Origin of the sequence: Acinetobacter sp. NS-4 (assembly GCF_037402435.1) — a bacterium.
GTDB lineage: Bacteria > Pseudomonadota > Gammaproteobacteria > Pseudomonadales > Moraxellaceae > Acinetobacter.
Window position 1 is genome coordinate 1 of record NZ_JBBEUE010000020.1, and the last position, 20704, is coordinate 20704.

Annotated in this window: 20 protein-coding genes; 15 read left to right on the forward strand and 5 right to left on the reverse strand. The window is 43.2% G+C overall.

Features of this window, described 5'->3' with window-relative positions; genetic code table 11:
* The first annotated feature begins 34 nt into the window (after positions 1-34).
* Positions 35-976 (forward strand): restriction endonuclease, encoded by a 942-nt coding sequence (locus WAE57_RS13485; RefSeq protein ID WP_237787598.1) that lies wholly within the window; start codon positions 35-37, stop codon positions 974-976.
* Here the strand turns inward: WAE57_RS13485 and WAE57_RS13490 are convergent, their stop codons facing one another.
* A complete protein-coding gene (locus WAE57_RS13490) occupies positions 977-2245 on the reverse strand; it encodes a GGDEF domain-containing protein (protein WP_337710974.1) in 1269 nt (422 codons plus the stop codon).
* A 328-nt stretch (positions 2246-2573) separates the two neighbouring features.
* Here WAE57_RS13490 and WAE57_RS13495 point away from each other — a divergent pair, with 328 nt between their 5' ends.
* The 3 genes from WAE57_RS13495 to WAE57_RS13505 all read left to right on the forward strand — a co-directional run bounded on the left by WAE57_RS13495 (position 2574) and on the right by WAE57_RS13505 (position 4688).
* Positions 2574-3521 carry a pirin family protein gene (locus tag WAE57_RS13495; RefSeq protein WP_337710975.1) on the forward strand — a complete coding sequence of 316 codons (948 nt, stop codon included), beginning with the start codon at positions 2574-2576 and terminating at the stop codon, positions 3519-3521.
* A gap of 23 nt (positions 3522-3544) precedes the next feature.
* On the forward strand, positions 3545-3943 hold the full coding sequence (locus tag WAE57_RS13500; protein WP_337710976.1) for an OsmC family protein: 399 nt from the start codon (positions 3545-3547) through the stop codon (positions 3941-3943).
* 97 nt (positions 3944-4040) lie between these two features.
* Positions 4041-4688 carry a glutathione S-transferase gene (locus tag WAE57_RS13505; protein ID WP_337710977.1) on the forward strand — a complete coding sequence of 216 codons (648 nt, stop codon included), beginning with the start codon at positions 4041-4043 and terminating at the stop codon, positions 4686-4688.
* Between the two features lie 11 nt (positions 4689-4699).
* Here WAE57_RS13505 and phoR read toward each other — a convergent pair whose 3' ends face one another.
* From phoR to WAE57_RS13520, 3 genes are all read right to left on the reverse strand, one after another.
* Positions 4700-6058 carry a phosphate regulon sensor histidine kinase PhoR gene (gene phoR, locus WAE57_RS13510; RefSeq protein ID WP_337710978.1) on the reverse strand — a complete coding sequence of 453 codons (1359 nt, stop codon included), beginning with the start codon at positions 6056-6058 and terminating at the stop codon, positions 4700-4702.
* A 24-nt stretch (positions 6059-6082) separates the two neighbouring features.
* Entirely contained in the window at positions 6083-6805 is a 723-nt protein-coding gene (gene phoB, locus WAE57_RS13515; protein WP_265733371.1) for a phosphate regulon transcriptional regulator PhoB, read from the reverse strand.
* Between the two features lie 223 nt (positions 6806-7028).
* On the reverse strand, positions 7029-7718 hold the full coding sequence (locus tag WAE57_RS13520; protein WP_301433754.1) for a TetR/AcrR family transcriptional regulator: 690 nt from the start codon (positions 7716-7718) through the stop codon (positions 7029-7031).
* A 235-nt stretch (positions 7719-7953) separates the two neighbouring features.
* On the opposite strand from WAE57_RS13520, the gene WAE57_RS13525 reads away from it, so the two are divergent.
* The 10 genes from WAE57_RS13525 (at position 7954) to WAE57_RS13570 (ending at position 18979) form a co-directional block, all read left to right on the forward strand.
* Complete coding sequence (locus tag WAE57_RS13525; protein WP_337710979.1) at positions 7954-8802, forward strand: SDR family NAD(P)-dependent oxidoreductase; 849 nt, start codon at positions 7954-7956, stop codon at positions 8800-8802.
* Positions 8803-9128: 326 nt separating this feature from the next.
* Positions 9129-10637, forward strand: a complete 1509-nt coding sequence (locus tag WAE57_RS13530; RefSeq protein WP_337710980.1) for an amidohydrolase — start codon at positions 9129-9131, stop codon at positions 10635-10637.
* A gap of 93 nt (positions 10638-10730) precedes the next feature.
* A complete protein-coding gene (locus WAE57_RS13535; protein ID WP_337710981.1) occupies positions 10731-12230 on the forward strand; it encodes a DUF3138 domain-containing protein in 1500 nt (499 codons plus the stop codon).
* A 25-nt stretch (positions 12231-12255) separates the two neighbouring features.
* Complete coding sequence (locus WAE57_RS13540) at positions 12256-13311, forward strand: ABC transporter substrate-binding protein (RefSeq protein ID WP_337710982.1); 1056 nt, start codon at positions 12256-12258, stop codon at positions 13309-13311.
* A gap of 15 nt (positions 13312-13326) precedes the next feature.
* Positions 13327-14577 (forward strand): MFS transporter, encoded by a 1251-nt coding sequence (locus WAE57_RS13545; RefSeq protein ID WP_337710983.1) that lies wholly within the window; start codon positions 13327-13329, stop codon positions 14575-14577.
* Positions 14574-15416, forward strand: coding sequence for an ABC transporter permease (locus WAE57_RS13550; RefSeq protein ID WP_301433758.1), 843 nt, complete (start codon positions 14574-14576; stop codon positions 15414-15416). The genes WAE57_RS13545 and WAE57_RS13550 overlap by 4 nt, the downstream gene beginning before the upstream one ends.
* A 2-nt stretch (positions 15417-15418) precedes the next feature.
* On the forward strand, positions 15419-16231 hold the full coding sequence (locus WAE57_RS13555) for an ABC transporter permease (protein WP_337710984.1): 813 nt from the start codon (positions 15419-15421) through the stop codon (positions 16229-16231).
* Between the two features lie 11 nt (positions 16232-16242).
* On the forward strand, positions 16243-17271 hold the full coding sequence (locus tag WAE57_RS13560) for an ABC transporter substrate-binding protein (RefSeq protein ID WP_337710985.1): 1029 nt from the start codon (positions 16243-16245) through the stop codon (positions 17269-17271).
* A gap of 21 nt (positions 17272-17292) precedes the next feature.
* Positions 17293-18126: an ABC transporter ATP-binding protein gene (locus WAE57_RS13565; RefSeq protein ID WP_237787611.1), complete on the forward strand. Its 834-nt coding sequence runs from the start codon at positions 17293-17295 to the stop codon at positions 18124-18126.
* 22 nt (positions 18127-18148) lie between these two features.
* Positions 18149-18979, forward strand: coding sequence for an ABC transporter permease (locus tag WAE57_RS13570; RefSeq protein WP_237787612.1), 831 nt, complete (start codon positions 18149-18151; stop codon positions 18977-18979).
* 187 nt (positions 18980-19166) lie between these two features.
* On the opposite strand, the gene WAE57_RS13575 is transcribed toward WAE57_RS13570, so the two are convergent.
* Positions 19167-20255, reverse strand: coding sequence for a sigma-54 dependent transcriptional regulator (locus WAE57_RS13575; protein ID WP_337710986.1), 1089 nt, complete (start codon positions 20253-20255; stop codon positions 19167-19169).
* A 229-nt stretch (positions 20256-20484) separates the two neighbouring features.
* Here WAE57_RS13575 and WAE57_RS13580 point away from each other — a divergent pair, with 229 nt between their 5' ends.
* Positions 20485-20700 (forward strand): TOBE domain-containing protein, encoded by a 216-nt coding sequence (locus WAE57_RS13580; protein ID WP_086176493.1) that lies wholly within the window; start codon positions 20485-20487, stop codon positions 20698-20700.
* Positions 20701-20704: the final 4 nt, after the last annotated feature.

The following is a 20704-nucleotide window of genomic DNA, read 5'->3' on the forward strand; positions in this document are numbered from 1 at the left end:
ATTATTAAAAATTAAATGCTTAAAGAGAATTAGAATGTCATTGCCTACTTATGATCAACTCATGCTGCCACTTATGAAGTTATTAGCAGAGCAGGAAAGGGCAATAAAAATTTCTGAAGCAGCTGAATTACTTGCACAACGTTCGAAGTTATCTGAAGAAGATTTAAATAAGTCACTTCCAAGTGGGAAAAATATTTTTAAAGATCGAGTATCTTGGGCGAAAACGTATTTAGTTAAAGCTGGTCTAATTAGACAGCCACAAAGAGCATTTTGTGAAATTAGTGATTTAGGTAAAACAATAGATTTAAATAATTTATCCGCTATAACGAATGAGTTTTTAGCCCAGTTTGATGGTTTTTCTGAGTTTAAATTAGGACGAGCTGAAAATTTAGATATGATTCACTCTACAGAAAAGAGTTTTGTCGCATTAAACCTAAATAAAAATAATAAGGTGAACAGTACACCTGAAGAAATTATTCAAACAACCACTGAATTACTTTTATCAAATTTGAAAACAGACTTGTTGAAGCTGGTTAAAGAAAATAGCCCATCATTTTTTGAAAAGCTTGTGGTCGATTTACTTGTTGAAATGGGTTACGGAGGATCACATCAAGATGCAGCACAAGCCATTGGTAAAACGAATGATGGTGGTATTGATGGAATAATTAGCGAGGACCGTTTAGGACTCGATAAAATTTATATTCAGGCCAAACGTTGGGAAAATACAGTTGGTCGTCCTGATATTCAGCAATTTAAAGGTGCATTGGCTGATCAGGTTGCCAAGAAAGGCGTATTTATTACCACATCCAATTTCAGTAAGGAAGCAATCGAATCCGCCAGGAAATCAGGAATTGTTCTAATAGATGGTGACAAACTCACATCACTGATGATTGAATTTGGTTTGGGTGTGCAAGTCGAGCGCAGTTTTCATATTTATAAAATCGACCAAGACCGTTTCGATGAGGATAATTTCTAATTATTCATGGGTATAAATTGCCACCTGATTGCGTCCATTTTTCTTGGCTTGGTAGAGTGCAATATCGGCATTTTTAATGAGCAGGTTTAAATCACTTTGATTCGGCTGCAGTTGGGATACCCCAATCGACACACTGAAATTAAAGAAGCACTTATCTTTAACACAAATTTGATGGCTTTCAATTTTTCGGCATAAGCGGTTGGCAATGTTCATCGCATCTTCCAGTGTAGTATCGGGTAGCAAAGCAATAAATTCTTCACCCCCAAAACGGGCCAGTACATCGCTATGACGCATTTCCCGGCGGGTAATATCAGCCAGTACCCGCAGCACTTCATCTCCCACATCATGGCCATAGGTATCATTAATATTCTTAAAAAAGTCGATATCAAACATCAATAGACAGGTTAAATTATATTTGGGCCATTGCTGTATGCTCTGTTCGGCCAGTTGTAAAAATTGTCGGCGGTTATACAGCTGGGTCAGTTCATCCGTATGCGCCATTTCAGTTAAGGTGTAATAGTTCCAGTCATTGAGTAACACCCGCAAAAAATTACGTTTTGAATTTAAGGTGTTATTCCAGCTGATATACATGCTGAGCAATAAAACCGGCGCGTAAATGAGTGAAAATAAAATCAGTTCCTGGACGCTGACTAACCTGAATACGCCATTAAAAATCACCGCACTAATCAGCAGGGAACTAAAAATGGAATTACGAAAAGATACCTGTATGCATAAATTGCCCAATAAAATAAAAATGATGCTGGCGTAGAGATACATATTCACAACGGGACTCTGTGATAAATACAGCAGTTCAAGCCATATTGCTGCTGCAGCTGCAACAGAAGCCGGTAACAGACTATCCAGAATTTTAATATTCTTGCAGTAGCGGAAAGCCAGCCAGTTGACCGATAGTGCCAAGATGACCAGACTGAGCCGTGCAATACCAGACAGCATGCCAATGTCCGGTAATAAAACCCAATCGACAAAGAAATAGCCTAAAAAAGTCAGTTGACCAATAAAATTGACGCATTTTAAAAACTGTCGTTGGTGCTTATTTTGATAGTCCAGATAGTATTGTTGAAATTGCTCCGGAATACGTGTTGTGGGATGTTCTAATTGTTGTTCTATCTGTTTTTTATTGTCGAGCGTACACAGCTGCTTGGGTAAAATGGCAGTTCCGATATTTGAATATTTATCTTCATTGTTCCTGATATGATTATATTCTTGATTTTCAGAGTAATGAAAATTTTCCTGCTGTCCTTGGGACATGATTATCCTCTTCTATAGCAGATTGGTCAGGGAGAAATAGTATGCTGAGGAAAAATATCTGTATACAGAATATACAGTGAGTGACAGCCATAATTGTGACAAAAAATTTTTTTCCTATAAAATTCATATGAATAGGGTAAAAATAGTCAATCATTTATCGCGTTTAGACCTTGTTTTATGAAGAAAATTTCAAAAATAACATTGTCCTATACATGGTATTCAGCGTATTAACTTAACTATAGGCTGAATGACGAAGAATCTATATGATTTATGACAATAGATGAGAACTTACAACAACAGTCGCGTTCATGAAATTCAGGATAGTCATATGACCAATAGCAGCTATACAGAGCTTTCCAATTCGGACGATTGTGAAAAATACGTAAACCGCTTTATTCAGGAATTTCCTTTGCGTAGTGCGGAAATTGGACAGGGCACCGTGATTAAGCGCGCATTGCCAAGCCGGCATAAACGTTTAATTGGAGCCTGGTGCTTTCTGGATCATGCCGGTCCCGTGACTTTTCCTCAAGGCGATGGTCTGGATGTTGGACCGCATCCGCATATTGGCTTGCAGACTTTTACCTGGATGATTGAAGGCACCATGATGCATACCGACAGCTTGGGTAGCAAACAGCTGATTCGTCCCAAACAGGTCAATTTAATGACTGCAGGGTACGGCATTTCCCATACCGAAGTGGCACCGGAAAGTGAAACCCATATGCACGCTGCCCAGCTCTGGATTGCCTTGCCGGATGACAAGATCAATATGGCGCCACGTTTTGATCACTATCCGGAACTGCCAGTGGTGGAAAAAGATCAGGTTGAATTTACCGTACTGGTGGGGGAATTCTTGCAAACCCGGTCACTGGTTACGGTGCATAGCGAACTGCTAGGTGTGGATTTAACTGCACAGGAATCTACCACCACCCGAATTCCATTGAATCCGGAATTTGAATATGGCTTTATGGCGCTGGAGGGGGCTGCTGAAGTCAACGGTCATGAGCTGACGGACGACAACATGGTGGTGCTGGAACCAGGCATGACTGAAGTTGAAATTCGGTTACATAAAGGCAGTCGAGTACTGTTGTTGGGTGGCGAACCTTTCGAGTCACCGATATTACTGTGGTGGAACTTTGTCGGGCGGACTCAGGAAGAGCTTTGCCAAGCCCGTGACCACTGGATTACTCAGCATGAACGTTTTGGTACGATTCCTGACTATCCGGGACCCCGCCTGGAAGCACCCGCATTTCCCGATAAAATGCGTGCCTCAAAATAACAATAAAACTTAGGATTGTGGATATGGCAATTATTGCAAATGCAGAAGTACAGAGCCTGGCTGAACCCTGGTCAGGTGAAGTGAAAAGCGGAAAACACCAGTTTATTACCGATAAACCGGAATCCTTGGGCGGGCAGGATTTAGGGCCTGCACCTTATGACCTGATTTGTTCCGGCCTGATTTCTTGCACCATGATTACCTTGCGCATGTATGCCAGTCATAAAGGCATAGAATTAGGTCAATTTTCTGTGGAAGCCGATTTTAATGCCAATAAAGAAGGCAAAGAATGGATTGAGCGCCGTTTGTCTTTTGCCCAGCCATTATCGGATGAACTGAAACAAAAAGTTTTAGAGATCAGCAGTAAAACACCAGTCACCAAAACATTGTTGCGCAGTCTGGAAATTAATACGATTCTGCTTTAAATCCAACCCGATACCGATGACATTTTGTCCAAAGCAAAATGTCATTTTTTAAGACCATCCGCTATGATCAAAATATAAAAATAGAGGTCAAAAAATAATGATTACACTGCACCACTTAGATCAGTCACGCTCTTTTCGAATTTTATGGGCTTTAGAAGAACTGGCTCAAGATTACGAGGTCAAGTTTTATAAACGGTTACCCACCTTTGCCGCACCGCCTGAATTAAAACTGGTTCATCCTTTGGCTAAAGCCCCGATCTTGACCGATGAGGATCAGACCATTGTTGAATCGGCAGTGATTTTGCAGCATCTGCAAGAAAGCTATGATACGGTGCAGAAATTTAAACCGAAGGCCAAAAAGGATCAGCAACAGTACCGCTACTGGATGCACTATGCCGAGGGTTCGTTAATGCCATTATTGCTGATGCAACTGGTGATGAACAATGTCCCCAAACATGTTCCTTGGCTGATTAAGCCGGTTGCACATAAAATTACTTCGGGCGTGAAGGCGGGATTTATTCACCCGCGTTTAAAAGATCATATTGCTTACTTGGAAGATTATTTATCCACGCATGAATATTTTGCCGGATCATTTTCCTTTGCCGATATTCAGATGTGGTTTCCACTTGATGCCATTCAATCCAGAGCCTCGGGTTCATATCCGCATATCGCCCAGTATCTGAAGCGTCTTGAGGAACGGCCTGCCTTTCAGCGAGCCAGGTTTAAGGAACAAGGTCTGACTTAATACAGGCAGGTCTAGCAGAGTTTGTACAGGCGTTCTTTAGGGAAAATGACTTTAAAAGTCGAGCCTTCATTCTCTTTGGATTCAATTTCCAGATGTGCGCCGTGTTGCATCAGCACATGTTTTACAATAGCCAGACCTAAACCGGTTCCTCCAGTTTGACGGCTACGGGCGCTATCGACCCGATAGAAACGTTCGGTTAAACGTGGCAAATGTCTAGGGTCAATCCCGATACCGGTATCTTGAACGGTAAAGATGCCGTGTTCACCATCATCATGCCAACCCATGGTGATGGTTCCGCCTTTAGGGGTGTACTTAATGGCATTGGTAATTAAGTTACTAAAGGCACTGGCCAGCTCGGTCTCGGAACCGATCAGGTCGCAATGGCTGTCAATGTCGAGATTGAGCGCATGGTGATAGTCGACATTATAGGCCTGCGCATCATCAAACAGCTGGTTCATCAGACTTGGCATTTCAATAATCTGGTTTTTCGCGATTTTTTTGTCATTTTCTAAACGCGACAATAGCAATAAATCATTCACCAGGGCGTTCATGCGCTTGGTTTGCGCCTGCATCTGGTCGAAGGCACGTTTCCAGCGCGGATTTAAATCTTCCTGATCGGTAAAGGTTTCAATATAACCGCTGAGTACCGTAAGCGGTGTACGTAATTCATGGGAAATATTGTCGACAAAATCTGTGCGCATCTGTTCCAGATTATGCATGCGGGTGACATCGTAGGCCACCAATAAGCGGCTTTCTCCACCGAAACGGGTCATTTTGACTTGCACATAATGGTCTTCAAAGGCAGAAGATTTCATTTTCAGGCCATCAGGTGCTTGATCTATATGATTGAAATATTCAATAAAACTGGGCTGACGCAGAATGGTCAAAATATTGCGACCACGGTCGAGTGGTTGAATACCAAGTAATTTTTCTGCAGCGGGATTCCACCATTCAATTTGATGCAGTTCATCAATTAAAACCACAGCTTCAGCCAGCGCTACCAGTGAAGATTGAGCCCGGTCAATCAGGCCGACCATTTCTGCTTGGACAATACGTTCCTGACGCTGCGAACGGTAGACATTAAACAGCAATGCACCCCAGATGCCATTTAAATTGGGTGGCACATCATAAGGGCGATTGGAAATCCACTCATTGACCAGATACAGCGAGCGTAATTGCAAGGCAAAAAACACCGCAAAGGCGATTAAAATAAAAATCCAGAAGTACCCAATTCCTACACCGATTAAACCTGAGATCAGCAATAAAAAGACCAGCAGACGTAAATCTTGCTTGGCAAAGGTCCATAAACTGCTGTAACGGAACTGTTTATGTTCTCGCGCAAGTTCGGGGACGGGGTAGGGTTCATACATAAAAAGTGATTTACCTGAAAATAACTAGCCTAAAGCCACATCTGCACGGGTAGAAAAACGGTAACCTGTACCACGAACGGTTTGTACATAACGATCGGCACCATATGGTTCCAGCACTTTACGCAAACGGCGGATATGTACATCAATGGTACGGTCTTCAATATATACGTTACCACCCCAAACCTGATCCAGCAATTGCGCCCGGGTATAAGCCCGTTCCGGATGGGTCATGAAGAAGGCTAGCAAACGGTATTCGGTTGGCCCCATCTCTAAAATATTTTGACCATGACTGACACGCTGACTGACCGGATCCAGTATCAGACCATTGGCATCAATGGTTTTTTCGCCGCTTAGGGCATTGGCACGACGTAACACGGCCTTAATGCGGGAAACCAGTTCACGGGTGGAAAAAGGTTTGGTCATGTAGTCATCGGCACCGGCATCCAGACCTTGCACTTTATGGTCTTCTTCAGCACGGGCGGTGAGCATGATCACCGGAATTTCAGATAAGGTTTCATCACGTTTTAAACGGCGACACAGATCTACACCGCTGACACCACCCGGTAACATCCAGTCGAGTAAAACAAGCGCAGGACGTTGATCTACAATCATCTGGTGGGCTTGTTTTGCATCTTCGGCTTGTAAACACTGAAAGCCTGCCATATCTAAAGAAGTATGAATCATCTCTCGAATGGGAAGTTCGTCATCGACGATTAATATATAGTCATTCACAACGCAATATCCTATTTGATGTTAACGGTGAACCGTTTTTTATTTATGACAGGCTTATTACAAAGATTAATTATGACAGTATCATTGCAGAAAAGGCAGTTCGGCCTATTTTCGCAAAAAATTGTGACAATTTTAATGTCATAAAATGAAGAATTTAAAATAAATCAGTTATATAAATATATTAAATTCAAGATGTTGAATATTTTTTAACAGCTTTGTAAGAGCAGCTGATTTTTGCTCATATTTTTTCTTTTTCCGAAAAAGTCTCCAGCAGCGATAAGAAAACGATACTGCAAGAAGACAGTACATCCTCTATCGAGAGCTTGAAACCACTGACCACCCAGCGGATGGCTATTTGCGTGACATAGCCATTTAAACCAGTCGAAATCATTGAAATTTCACGTTCAGAGCGGTTAATGTTCGGCATCATCAGCATGACAAAAGCATGAATCATACGGTCAAACCGCAACATGGTTTCATGGATGGTGGCCTGGTTATGCAGTTCTTGCACCAGCATGGCATCAATATAAATAATCCGCGCCATAGGTGGATTGTCTTTTAAGGTGGTGAGCAGGGCAGTGAGACCCGCTTCGATCATTTTCTTAGGATCGGTCGAGGCCTGCATAATGGCCTGCATGACATTGTGCTGCAACTGGTCAATTAACTTTAAAAAAATGGTTTGAAAAAGTTCTTCACTTTTCTTAAAGGATTCATAGAAATAGCGTTCTGTTAACTTGGCTTCATTACAAATATCTTTCACAGTAACTGCAAAAAAACCATGCGTACCATAGGCTTCAATCCCGGCTTCAATCAATTTTTCACGACGTGCCTGTTTACGTTCGGTTAAGGACATGCCTTTAAATTGACGTTCTTTGGTTTTTGCCGGTTTTTTTTGATTTTCTTCGAAACTTTTGTGCTGTTCAGTCATAAATGTGGTGTGCCAAATGAAATCGAGATTTTGCTCTATATTAACAATAATTTATCTCTATACCTATGCGTAAAACAAAGCCGCGGCTTTTGCTGTATGGATGGATAACTTACATATTATATTGACAATGGTTATTGTCAAAATTATATTGGATGGATGAATTGCACATCATCCCGACAGAAAAACAATCGAGATGTTTAGGATGATGGGGCAGAAAACTGAATAAGGATAGGTCATGAAAAATTTTAAAAATAAAGTCGCAGCCATTACCGGTGCAGGGTCAGGTATTGGACAGCAATTGGCCGTACTTTTGGCCAAGCAAGGCTGTCATTTGTCCTTAAGTGATGTCAATGAACAGGGTTTGGCAAAAACGGTTGAACTGGTCAAAGACAGTCATGTCCGTGTGACGATAAAAAAAGTCAATGTGGCCAAACTGGAAGAAGTCCGTGATTGGGCTGCAGAAACCGTAAAAGATCATGGTTCAGTCAACATGATTTTTAACAATGCCGGTGTGGCATTGGGTTCAACCGTGGAAGGCGCTTCGTATGAAGAGCTGGAATGGATTGTAAATATTAACTTCTGGGGCGTGGTGTATGGCACCAAAGAATTTTTACCCTTGATCAAGCAATCGGGTGAAGGGCATATCATCAATATTTCCAGCCTGTTTGGCCTAACTGCTCAACCGACCCAGTCCGCTTATAACGCGACTAAATTTGCGGTGCGTGGCTTTACGGAAGCCTTGCGTCAGGAACTGGATATGGAAAACTGTGGCGTGAGTGCACTCTGTGTGCATCCGGGCGGAATTCGTACCAATATTGCCAATGCAGCGAAAATGAATGACAGTATTCGCGCCTTGGGCATGCATCCTGAAAAATCAGCTAAATCTTTTAATAAATTATTACGTTGTCCGCCTGAAGAAGCAGCACGTCAAATTATTGAGGCAGTTCAAAAAGATAAGCGCCGTTTGCTGATTGGTAACGATGCCAAGGCAATCGATTTGATGCAGCGTATTTTGCCGACCGGCTATCAGCGCGTTATGGCATTGGCGACAAAATTAGGCAATAAAGGCAAGAAATCCGCTTAAAAGCCTACCCTTTAAAACCCGCATCATGCGGGTTTTTTTATGTCTGATGATAGGGAAAATGAAGTTTCAAATATGCTTTGAACCTATCGATTGAAGCTGTAGAGCTGAGTTTAAAAGGTCTCTTATATCTAAAAATAAGAAATAAAAAGACAAAAACAAGCTGAATTTAAATAAGCAAGTGTTGAATTATCAACACACATATCGCGTTAAAACCAACATATTTGGTTGGGATATAGCAATAAATTTATTTAAAACAATAACTTAAATTGTTGGCATGCTTGTTGTAATAACAGGGAGGTGTAATGATAAGAAATTAGGTAAACCTCATGACAGTTTTAAAAGATTTAAAGGCAAAACAATCGCGTGCTGCTCAAGTGCGTTCTCAGCTCGATTTTCCAGTGATTGATACGGATATCCATACCAATGCCTATAGCCCGGCTCTGGAGGATTATATTGCGCAGTATGGTGGTTCACGTGTGGTCGATGTATTTCGTAGCCATTTAAAAAGTAATGGTTTAAACGCATTAGCGGCAGAGTGGTACAACGCCAGCCCAGAAGAACGTAAAAACCGTCGTCTATTCCGTCCGCCATTTTGGGCACTCCCTTCAGAAAATACCTATGACTTGGCAACGGTTGCCTTACCGGGCTTATTGTATGAGCGTCTAGAAGAACTTGGTACGGACTATGCTGTGCTCTATCCAAATTTGTCTTTATTTCCAATTAACTCATCCAATGATGACCTGCGTCTGTCCTTAACCCGTGCGATTAACCATTTCCATGCCGATATCTATCAGCCTTATGCTGACCGGCTGACGCCAGTAGCTGCGATTCCGCTCAATACGCCGCAAGAAGGGATTGAGGAACTCGAGTTTGCACAAAAATTGGGATTAAAAGCTGCACTGATTCCGGGTGCAGTACGTCGTCCAATTCAGGCTGTTGCAGAGAAATATCCTGAAGATACTGATCTGCGTCGTTATGCTTACTGGTTAGATTTCTTTGGCATCGACAGTGAATACGACTACGACCCGTTCTGGCAAAAGAGTGTGGATTTGGGAATTAACCTGTCGACGCATTCGGGCGGTCAAAGCTGGGTGGCACGTAACTCGCCAAGCAATTATATGTTCAACCACATTAACCACTTTGCCGATGCCTCTGAAGCATTGGCGAAAGCCTTGTTTTTTGGCGGTGTCACTGAGCGTATTCCACAGCTTCGTATTGCACTTTTGGAAGCAGGGGCTGCCTGGGGTCAAAACGTGTTGACTCATCTGGTTGACCGTTTTGAAAAACGCGGTAATGAACATGTGCAACAGTACAACCCGGAACGGCTAAACCGTGAATTGGCGATAGAGCTCTATCGTCAATATGGACATACCCTGTACCAAGGTCGTGAACTGAATGAAGCAGAGATTATTGAGAGTTTATTTGGCGTGGCTTCAACTTCACGTTTCCAGACGCAAAATCCAGCTGAAGTAAATGATTTTGCCTTGGCCAAAATTCAAAACAAACAAGACATCTGGGATCGCTGGGTACCGAATTTCTACTTTGGCAATGAAGCAGATGACCGCACGATTGTCGGTGCATTGAATCCTAAAGGTAATCCATTTGGTCAAAAAATTAATGCCTTGTATTCATCAGATTCCGGCCATTGGGATGTACCTGAATTAACTGAACCCTTGGCAGAAACATGGGATTTGGTGCAAGAAGGTGCCATTACGGCAGAAGACTTCAAGGCCTTGGTGTTCACCAACCCATACCAGTTCTATACCGCGAACAATCCAGCCTTCTTCAAAGGCACGCAGGTTGAACACAAACTGAAAAAGAATCAGGCCGCTTAAAACCAACCACTCAGGAAATTGAAACAACCTCATGTCTTTGGCATGGGGTAGGGGAAATTTTGTTTTTTAATCATAGATGAAGTGAATGTAACAATGAGAAAGACGAGTTTAACTGTTGCGATTGGATTTATTCTGACGACGACATCGAATTTTAGTTTTGCCCAGGATGCCACTCTCAACAAGCAATTGGAGGGACTCAAAAAGCAGATTGAAGTTTTACAACAGCGTTTAAATGCCGTTGAAACGCAAAGCGCACCAAGCACAAAAAAAGCAGTTGCTCCGGCAGCTGTAAATACAGATAACAGCGAAGTGCTGACAGTTCAAGACAGTGAAACTGGCGAAGAAGTCGTAACAGCTGAAGCGACCCCTGCAACATCTGACGATATTGAAGGCTTAAGAGCCGATATTGAAAACTATAAATATGACCAGTCTCGTCAGTACGAACGCCAAACGGTCAAGTCGACACGTGATACGACTTTATTCGGTACGGTGCAACTGCGTGCCAATGTGCAAGACAATAACACTGCACCCAATACCCCAAAATCGAGCTTCGATGTGGGTACGGCATTGCTGGGTGTGCGCGGTAATTTATTTAAAGATTATAACGAAGGCAAAAACCTCGACTATCAAGCCTCTTTTGGCTATTCAAAACGTAATGATGGCACTAACAACAGTAACTTTAACCTGCTAGATGCCTACCTACGCTATCACGTATTTTCAACCAATGGCGGTGCAGAAGTTCCCAGGTTGAACCTGACTTTGGGTCAACAACTCTTGCCATTTGGTCTAGATGTGCAATCTCCGGAAGATTTACGCCCCACCATCAGCACTGCAACTGCGCCTACCTATTTGGGACTGTTTACCCGTCAAAACGGTTTCATTGTGCGTGGCGATGCCAAGCCATTTGTGGACTATGGCGCGAACTATCGTGCGCCCTTATTTGAATATGCGCTTGGGGTGACCAATGGTAATGGCAGTAACAAAACCGATGACAATAACGGCAAAGATTATATCGGGCGTGTGGCGTTTACCTTGCCTGTGGATTATGCCAGCTGGCTTCGTGAGTTGAAATTCGGTGCTTCCTATATCAAAGGTGAATCCAAAATTTCTGGATCGGGAATTACCGACAACAAGGCAAAACGTGATCGTCTGGGTTTTGATGTGTATTACAACCATGCACCGTTTGGCGTGACTTATGAATATCTGCAAGGCAAGACCGATTACATTGATAGTACTGTACCTGCCGTAAAAGAAGCCAAAGCTGAAGGCCATACCGTCACTGCATTCTATACCTTGGGTGACCAGTTCTATAACAGTATTAAATCCAATGCCAAGTTTGATGACTTCTGGCCAAAGTCGATCCAGGGTTACTACCGTTACGACACCTATAACCCCAATAAAAATCAGAAAGATTATCTCGATACAGCCAGTGGTCGTATTGGCGAATACGACATTCACTCACTGGGTCTCAACCTGTTTTTTGCACAAACCACCAAATTCCAGTTGCAGCTCAATCATTACAGCTACGACATAGAAACAGCAACCCAAAAAGACACCAATGAATTGCAGGCGCAATTCCAATACACCTTTTAATTTTGATTGTTAAGGAACAGATTTAATGAAACTTTTTTCTAAAAAAATTGCGGCAACATTTTTAGCACTCTCCGCATTCGGTTTAAGTTTGCACATCCATGCAGCCAATCCAAAAGAAATCCGCATTTCTATGTCGGGTGCTGGTGAAGGCGGTAAGCCAAAAACAGGCGGGAGCTTTGTGGCTTCAGCACATTTACGCGGTGTACTCGAGCAAGAATTTAAAAAAGATGGCATTGCTGTGAAGTGGTTATTCTTCCCGGGTGCAGGCCCTGCAACCAATGAAGCTTTAGCCAACGGTAAAGTCGATTTTGCTTTACATGGTGACTTACCTTCATTGGTGGGGCGTTCTACTGGACTTAAAACCAAAGTACTGTTCTCCACGGGGCATTTTGGACCAGTATATGTAGCCGTACCAGCCAGTTCTAATGCGAAGTCTTTTGCTGACCTCAAGGGTAAAAAATTCTCAATCTTTAAGGGTACAAACCAGCAAATCGTTTTTAACCGTGTCCTGGCTAAATATGGCTTTACCGAACGTGATCTACGGGTGATTTCACAAGATAGTTATTCCGCACGTACAGCACTTGCAACAGGGGATATTGATGCCGCGATTACTTCACCCTTTAGTCTGGTTTCACGTGGAGTCGCAAAAACTTTACTTGAAATTAAGGATCCAAAAGTGGCGCCATTGGCACATTTCTGGGTAACCGAAAGCTTTGAAAAGCAATATCCAGAAGTAACTCAGCGCGTGGTCACCACGTTAATTAAACAAGCGAAATGGAGTTCTGAAGAAGCCAACCGTGTTACCCAATACAAACTATGGGCACAAAGCGGGATTCCATTGGTGGATTATCAAAAAACCTGGGATGGCTGGAATTTAAAAGATCGTAACAGCCCATTATTAGATGAATTCCATCGCTCACAAGTCGACAGTGCTTTAAAAATTGCCAAAGACTCACGTTTGATTCGTCGTGATGTGGATACCAAAACCTGGTATGAGCCGAAGTATCTGAACAATGCCTTGAAAGAACTGAATTTACAGAATTACTGGCATGCATTTAATACCAATGGTCAGCCGAAATAATTCAGGAACGTGGTTATGAATCCCATTGAAACCAATGTTGTGACCACGCCATTGACCGTAAAATTCATGAGTAGCTTTGTGCTACTCACGATTATTGCCGGTTTGGGCGTAGGTGTGGCACGGGTACTGATTTCACTTTATGCGGTGCACCTGAACGCATCTGAACTGCAACTTGGTTTGATCTCGGCAGCACAAAACATTGGCATTTTATTTATGGCCTTGCCGATTGGTGTCCTGGTACAGCGCTTAGGTTCATTAAAGGTATTTAGCATCGGCAGTGTGATGGGCGCCGTGTTGTATTTCCTTACCCCCTTACAAGCCAATGCCTGGTATCTGATGATTTTAACCGCACTGGTGAGCTGCTTTTTGCCGATGCGCTTTGTCTCCATTAATACCGTGTTTTTGAGCAATCTGAAGCGATTAGGCCCTGCCAAAGCTGGCTGGTTCCGTGGTTCACACATGATGGGATTCTTCCTGATTGCTCCTGCTTTAAGTGTATTGCTGATCGAGCATTTTGGTTATGGTGGCAGTTTTTACTGCGTGGCATTGCTGTTTCTGGGTACATTATTTTTTGCCCCGTTTTGCTTTCAAAAAGTTCATCAACACACCGAAAGTACGCCGAGTTTTCAATGGCGAGATGTGGTTGCACCACTGGCCTTGCTGAAAACCCATGCGCCATTACGAGTGATTTGCGCCTTGGAATTTTTAAGCAGCGTCGCGAATAACTATTTTGGCTTTTTTATTGTGGTGATTGCGATCCAGAGTTTCTCTTTAGCGGAATCTATGGCGGTCATGCTGCTGACCACACAAGGCCTGGTTTTTGTTGGTTCACTTTTTACTATGGGTGGCTTGGCGGAACTGGTGGGATACCAGAAATTTTATTTGATCGGATTGGGCCTGATCAGTAGTGCCTTACTGACTTTGGCAATTACATCGGTCACGCTGTGGATGTGGCCCGCATCGCTGATGTTGGGACTCGGTCTAGGCATGCTGCATATCGCAAACTTCATGTCCTTTGCCAAAGTGGGTGAACAAACTGCGATGGCAAAAATCTCTCCAATTCTAGCCTTGGTTGGCCCTACTGGTGGCTTATTGGGTGGCTTTCTCGGTGCGGCATTTGGTGCCAGCATGGGTCTGCAAAACCTGTTTTTACCAATTGGTCTGGCGTTTATAGCACTAATTTTATTGATCTCACGAGATCAGACATTTATTTCATTTTTAAAACCTGATGTATCAGCACAGGTCGCAGAAGGACAAGAATCATGAGCCTTACGAATGTAACCGCACATTCGGTACAGTGGCAAAGTTACCGTAGTGCATTTGAATTTTTTAAGAAATACCTGAAAGTAACCTTGCAATTGGCTTGTGGTCTGCTGCTACCGGTGTTGTTGTTGGCGGTGTGGCATGTGGCAACCGTGCAGCAGTGGTTGCCAGAGCAAATTTTACCGGCACCACAATTGGTGTGGAGTACCAGCGTTGAACTTTGGCAGTCTGGCGATTTGCAATTTCACTTTGCCACCAGCGCCAAACGTATTTTCTGGAGCGTGGCTTTAGGGGTGAGCGTAGGCTTAAGTTTAGGGATCTGGTTTGCGTTATCACAGCGCGCGCAGCGTTTTGTCTTGCCAACGATTCAGCTCCTGACCCAGTTTCCGATTATTGGCTGGATTCCACTGCTGATGATTTTCTTGGGTATTGATGAAGCCTTGAAGATTGTTGCGATCTCATTAGCCGTGGTTTCACCGGTGCTGATCGCAACCTTTAAAGGCATTCAGCAAGTACCAAACCGTTTAATTGAAGTGGCACAGGTTTACCAGTTTTCCAAACTTCAGACTTTTTCAAAAGTCATTCTGCCTGCCAGCCTCCCTGCGATTATTAGCGGTTTGCGTCAGGGTGTGATGCAAGCGTGGTTGGCCTTGGTGTTTGTAGAATTACTGGCAAGCAGTGAAGGCATTGGCTTCCTGATGGTGTGGGGACGTCAATTGATGCAGATGGATATTATTTTCATGGGCATCATTTTAATTGGCATCACGGGCTTTGTTCTAGACAGTGGTTTGGCTGCCTTTGAACGCCTTGCTCGTTTTTATGCAACGCGAGTAGGGGGTTAATCATGTCAGAACTCAGTCTTGAAAAATCGGTCATCCGTGTAAATTCGGGTGTGGAAAAAAGTATTAAAGTGCTGCAAGCCTTGATTTTACCTCTCGCCTTTATTGCACTCTGGGCCGTGGCATCAGCCTTACAGTGGCTGGATGCCAAACTGATTCCATCACCCTTGACGGTATTCAACGGGGCAATCCAGAGCTTTAGCCAAGCCGAATTTTGGCAGGGTTTTGTGGCGAGCTTAAGTCGTAATTTTGTGGGCTATGCCATTGGCGCAACGCTCGGTGTTGCCTTTGGTGTGGCTTTAGGGACTACATGCTGGATCAACTGGTTATTTGCACCCGGTTTTAACGTGTTGCGTCAGGTCTCGCTGTTTGCCTGGTTACCGTTAATCTCGACCTTTTTAGGCTACGGTAACGGCGCAAAAGTCCTGTTTATCAGCCTTTCAGTATTCTATCCCGTCGCCCTGCATAGCCTTGAAGGCGTGAGCAGCATCAGTGCGAAATACAGTGAAGTCGCAAAAGTCTATCAGTTTCCAAAACTGTATACCTACCGCAAGCTGATTTTACCGGCCGCCAGTCCACAGATTTTTGTCGGTCTGCAACTCGGTTTGATTTTCGCCTGGCTGGCAACCGTGGGTTCCGAATTTTTACTGGCAAATTATGGCGTTGGGCTGGGTAATCTGGTCATTCGTGGTCGTGAGCAGTTTAATGTGTCCTTGATTATTTTAGGCATGCTGAGCATTGGTTTTGTCGGGGTGATTTTAAATAGCATCCTTGTCCGTATAGAACGAAAAGTCCTGCGCTGGCAGCAGCGCAGTTAGGAGAAATAATAATGAAAATACTCCCAAAATTTTGGCAAAAAGCGGTCTTGGCAGCCGTGATCGGTGCAAGTGTCGTTGCAGGCTGTAGCACACAACAGCTGGAAAAAAATCCTGCCGCTGCAGTGACGAATTTGCGTTACCAAAGTTATCCCGGTCTGGTGTCCTTGCCTGAACTGGCACAAGACTTGGGTTATTTCGGCAATCTTAAACTGGATTACGTCGGCACGGTACAGGGTGGTCCACAAGACCTGCTCACGCTCGTTGCAGGCGATGTCGACTTTGCCTCGGCCTTTAATGGGGCGGTGGTGAAAGTGATTGCTGCAGGTCTGGATGTTGTACCAGTTGTTGCATCTTATGGTAGCGATGCGGAAATGAACGTGGGTTTCTATGTACTGGAAAATAGCCCGATTCGTAGCGCACGCGATTTTATTGGCAAAAAAATCGCAGTAAATGCCTTTGGCGCACATTATGAATTTATCGTGAAAGATTATTTACTGCGTCATGGTTTAACCGAAAAAGAAATCCGTGAGGTGGAGCTGATTGTCTTGCCGCCAATCAGTGCTGAGCAAGCCTTACGCAATGGGCAAATTGATATTGCCGTGTTCTCGGGCATTTTGGAAAAACGCGCACTCAAGAGCGGCGGGGTACGTCCGGTGTTTAAAGATATTGAGTTATACGGACCATTTACTGCCGGCAGTTATTCAATGCGCCGTGACTTTATTGAGCAAAACCCGGAGCTGGCCAAAACCTTTGTCAATGGTGTGGCACGTGCACAAGAGTGGTTACACGACACCCCGAAAGAACAAATTATTGCGCGTATGGAAAGCATTATTGATAAACGTCAGCGCAACGAAACCAAAGTCCTGATCCCGTTTTATACCGGAACCGGTGTACATGCAGTGGGTGGGGTACAAAAAGATCAAGACTTCGAGCCTTGGGTCAAGGCTTTGGTACAAGAGCAGAAATTAAAACCGCATCAGCTCAATGTCAGTACGTTGTACAGCAATGAATTTAATCCTTATGCACCACAAAAAAATTAAGATTAAAAAAGGAATATGACTATGACCAGTGCTTTAAATTTAGATCATGTGCGGAAAATTTTTCCTGCACAAAATCATCCCAATAGCAAAAATTATAAACCTGAATTCGTGGCGGTTGAAAATGTCACTTTAGATATTCAGCAAGGTGAATTTGTTTCCATCGTGGGTCCTAGTGGCTGCGGTAAATCGACTTTACTTGACCTGATAGCCGGCCTGACCAAACCCTCTTCGGGGCAAATTCTACTCAGTGGCAAACAGATTACCCAACCCGGTCTGGATCGTGGCATTGTGTTTCAGCAATATGCACTGTATCCCTGGCTGACCGCTTTAGAAAATATTGAATTTGGTCTGGAAGCCAAAGGTGTCGACAAGAAAACCCGCCGTGAGAAAGCGCAGTATTATTTGCAACTGGTCGGGCTGTCTGGTTTTGAAAAACATTATCCCAATGAACTTTCAGGCGGCATGAAACAGCGTGTCGCGATTGCACGCAGTCTGGCTTATGAACCTGAAATTTTATTGATGGATGAACCCTTTGCTGCACTGGATGCACAAACCCGTGAAACCCTGCAAGAAGAGCTGATCAAGATTTGGCAGTCCTCTAAAAAGACCATTGTTTTCATTACCCACAGTATTGATGAAGCGATTTTCCTTAGCCAACGCGTGGCCATTATGACCTCTAGACCGGGACGGATTAAGGAAGTCATCGAGATTCCACCCAGCCTAAAAAGTAATGCCGAAGATATTCGCTCAACTGCAGAATACGGTCAATTACGTCATCAAATTTGGTCGCTTTTAAGCGAAGAAGTGATTAAGGCACAAGCACTCGAAAAAGATAAACAGCTTGCTCACGCATAAATAAAATTGAGGATTATTCATCATGTCATCGACTCAACAGGCGATTCCGCATAGCGAAGCCTTTAGCCCGTCAAAACCACGCCTGGAACTAAGCTGGCTGAACACTATTTTTAAACGTAGTATCGCCATCTTATTATTTTTATTGCTTTGGGAAACCTTACCCCGAACAGGTGTAGTCAGTCCGGCATTTTTACCGCCATTATCCACTGTGTTGGAAACGGCCTGGCAGCTCTATCAAAGCGGTCAATTGGGTACGCATTTCTTTGCCAGTATTCAGCGTTCAATCATTGGTTTTGCTCTGGCCTTAGCCATTGCCATTCCACTGGGTTTGGTGATCGGCTGGTACAAACTGGTTGCGGAAACCTTAAATCCACTCCTGGAACTGTTTCGTAATACCACGGCCTTGGCCTTAATGCCGTTATTCATCCTGTTCCTGGGTATTGGTGAGGCATCCAAAATCAGCTTACTGGTTTATGCCTGCACCTGGCCGATTCTCTTAAACACCATTACCGGTGTACAAACGGTTGATCCATTGTTAATTAAATCGGCACGTACTATGGGTTTAAAACCCTATCAACTGTTCCGTAAAGTGATTTTACCCGCTTCTGTACCGACTATTTTTGTCGGCATCCGCTTGGCCGGAGCGATCTCGATCCTGGCTTTGGTGGCAGTAGAAATGTTTGGTGCCAAAGCAGGACTGGGCTATCTGATTATGTATTCACAGTTCAGTTTTGAAATTCCGCAAATGTTCGTGGGAATTTTAGTGATTACCTTAGTCGGATTATCGTTTAACTATATTTTAATTGGCCTGGAAAAATACTTTACAGCCTGGAAACGTAATCCAATCGAATAATAAGAAATAAAAATCATTAAAATAGACTTCTTTCATAATTATTCACACCCTCTTTATTTTTCTCCCATAGGGAGAAATAAAAGGAATTTATAAAATAAAAAACCTCGATAGATAAATCGAGGTTTTTATTATCTGGTTAAAATTTAAATAGTAAAATAAACGCATAATAAAATAAATGAGTGGATATTTATAATAAACCATATTTAATTAACCGAGTACGAATGACATTACGGGTCACGCCTAATAATTTTGCAGTATGTACCTGGTTGTACTGGCAGTATTGATAGGCACTGCGAATAAATTTTTCTTCTATCAGCTCATTGATATTGGTCTGTTTAAACTGTTCCGAAGACTGAAAAATACTCTGAAATGTCTGTTCTAAAAGTTGTCCTGCATCCTGAGGATCCTTAATCGTTCCATTCACTGAAGCAGTTGAAGCAAAGGTAAAAGGTTCAGCTTTCTGGGCAATCGATTGAATACTGGAAAAAGTAATATCTTCCGGTTCAATCACGCCATTTTTACTGACTAAAACGGCATGATGAATAGTGTTTTCCAGCTCGCGGATATTGCCGGGCCAAGGGTGCAAAGTCAGCTTTTTGAGCGCCAGTTGACTGAGGCGCAATGGGGTCGCATGCGGGTCGGTCTGGTAGACCTGAATAAAGTGTTTTGCCAGCGGCAGAATGTCATCGCGACGTTCTGAAAGCTTTGGAATTCTGAGTAAAGCCACATGCAGTCGATAGAATAAATCTTCCCGGAAACGACCGTCTTGCACGGCTTTTTCCAGATCGACATTGGTCGCGGCAATAATGCGCACATTGATTGGAATCGGCTTGAGTGAACCGACACGCACGATCTCGCGTTCCTGTAAAATCCGCAGTAATTTGACCTGCATCGACAGCGATAAATCGCCAATTTCATCTAAAAATAAGGTGCCATTATGCGCAGCTTCAAACCAGCCCACACGGGTATGGATTGCACCAGTAAAAGCCCCTTTTTCATGTCCAAAAAGTTCACTTTCGACTAATGATTCGGTGAAAGCACCACAGTTCACCGCCACAAACGGGCCTTTGGCACGATGGCTGAGCTGGTGAATTTGCCGGGCGACCAGTTCCTTGCCTGTGCCAGTGTCACCAATAATCAACGCATTGGCTTCACTTGGCGCAATCTGTTCAATACGGGCAAGCAGCGCCTGTGATAAAGGATCTTCAAATACCGTCGCCGTTGCACGCTTATGCTTCAGGGCAGAGGGTACATTGGGGTGGGTTAAAATAGACATGAGATTCTTATACTTGTTGAAAATGTTGATCATCATGAAATATTTAAAATGGAATGATAAATAATATATCGGTATTTGATTATCGCTTTCAGATATAAATTAAAGCTGGGATTATTTATCTTTTTAAAAGATAAAAAAAATAGGGATAACTAAAGGATAAATCAAGATAAAGTAAATCAATAATCTGTTTTATATTAGAGACCTCTAAATAACAAAAGGCATAATTAAAATGGCAATTACTTCAGTAAATGTACGTAACCAGTTTAAAGGTATTATTCAAGAAGTATTAGAAGGTGACGTTGTTTCAGAAATAAATGTGGAAACCAAAGCCGGTCTGTTCACTTCAATTATCAGTACCCGTTCAGTGAAAGACCTGGACCTTAAAGTCGGTTCTGAAGTGGTGGTGTTGATCAAATCGACGGAAGTGTCCCTGGCGAAGCTTTAATTCG

Excerpts from the sequence above, each read along its gene's own strand:
- WAE57_RS13485 (WP_237787598.1), top strand. The coding sequence starts at position 35 with ATGTCATTGCCTACTTATGATCAACTCATGCTGCCACTTATGAAGTTA.
- WAE57_RS13490 (WP_337710974.1), bottom strand. The coding sequence starts at position 2,245 with ATGTCCCAAGGACAGCAGGAAAATTTTCATTACTCTGAAAATCAAGAA.
- WAE57_RS13495 (WP_337710975.1), top strand. The coding sequence starts at position 2,574 with ATGACCAATAGCAGCTATACAGAGCTTTCCAATTCGGACGATTGTGAA.
- WAE57_RS13500 (WP_337710976.1), top strand. The coding sequence starts at position 3,545 with ATGGCAATTATTGCAAATGCAGAAGTACAGAGCCTGGCTGAACCCTGG.
- WAE57_RS13505 (WP_337710977.1), top strand. The coding sequence starts at position 4,041 with ATGATTACACTGCACCACTTAGATCAGTCACGCTCTTTTCGAATTTTA.
- phoR (WP_337710978.1), bottom strand. The coding sequence starts at position 6,058 with ATGTATGAACCCTACCCCGTCCCCGAACTTGCGCGAGAACATAAACAG.
- WAE57_RS13520 (WP_301433754.1), bottom strand. The coding sequence starts at position 7,718 with ATGACTGAACAGCACAAAAGTTTCGAAGAAAATCAAAAAAAACCGGCA.
- WAE57_RS13525 (WP_337710979.1), top strand. The coding sequence starts at position 7,954 with ATGAAAAATTTTAAAAATAAAGTCGCAGCCATTACCGGTGCAGGGTCA.
- WAE57_RS13530 (WP_337710980.1), top strand. The coding sequence starts at position 9,129 with ATGACAGTTTTAAAAGATTTAAAGGCAAAACAATCGCGTGCTGCTCAA.
- WAE57_RS13535 (WP_337710981.1), top strand. The coding sequence starts at position 10,731 with ATGAGAAAGACGAGTTTAACTGTTGCGATTGGATTTATTCTGACGACG.
- WAE57_RS13540 (WP_337710982.1), top strand. The coding sequence starts at position 12,256 with ATGAAACTTTTTTCTAAAAAAATTGCGGCAACATTTTTAGCACTCTCC.
- WAE57_RS13545 (WP_337710983.1), top strand. The coding sequence starts at position 13,327 with ATGAATCCCATTGAAACCAATGTTGTGACCACGCCATTGACCGTAAAA.
- WAE57_RS13550 (WP_301433758.1), top strand. The coding sequence starts at position 14,574 with ATGAGCCTTACGAATGTAACCGCACATTCGGTACAGTGGCAAAGTTAC.
- WAE57_RS13555 (WP_337710984.1), top strand. The coding sequence starts at position 15,419 with ATGTCAGAACTCAGTCTTGAAAAATCGGTCATCCGTGTAAATTCGGGT.
- WAE57_RS13560 (WP_337710985.1), top strand. The coding sequence starts at position 16,243 with ATGAAAATACTCCCAAAATTTTGGCAAAAAGCGGTCTTGGCAGCCGTG.
- WAE57_RS13565 (WP_237787611.1), top strand. The coding sequence starts at position 17,293 with ATGACCAGTGCTTTAAATTTAGATCATGTGCGGAAAATTTTTCCTGCA.
- WAE57_RS13570 (WP_237787612.1), top strand. The coding sequence starts at position 18,149 with ATGTCATCGACTCAACAGGCGATTCCGCATAGCGAAGCCTTTAGCCCG.
- WAE57_RS13575 (WP_337710986.1), bottom strand. The coding sequence starts at position 20,255 with ATGTCTATTTTAACCCACCCCAATGTACCCTCTGCCCTGAAGCATAAG.
- WAE57_RS13580 (WP_086176493.1), top strand. The coding sequence starts at position 20,485 with ATGGCAATTACTTCAGTAAATGTACGTAACCAGTTTAAAGGTATTATT.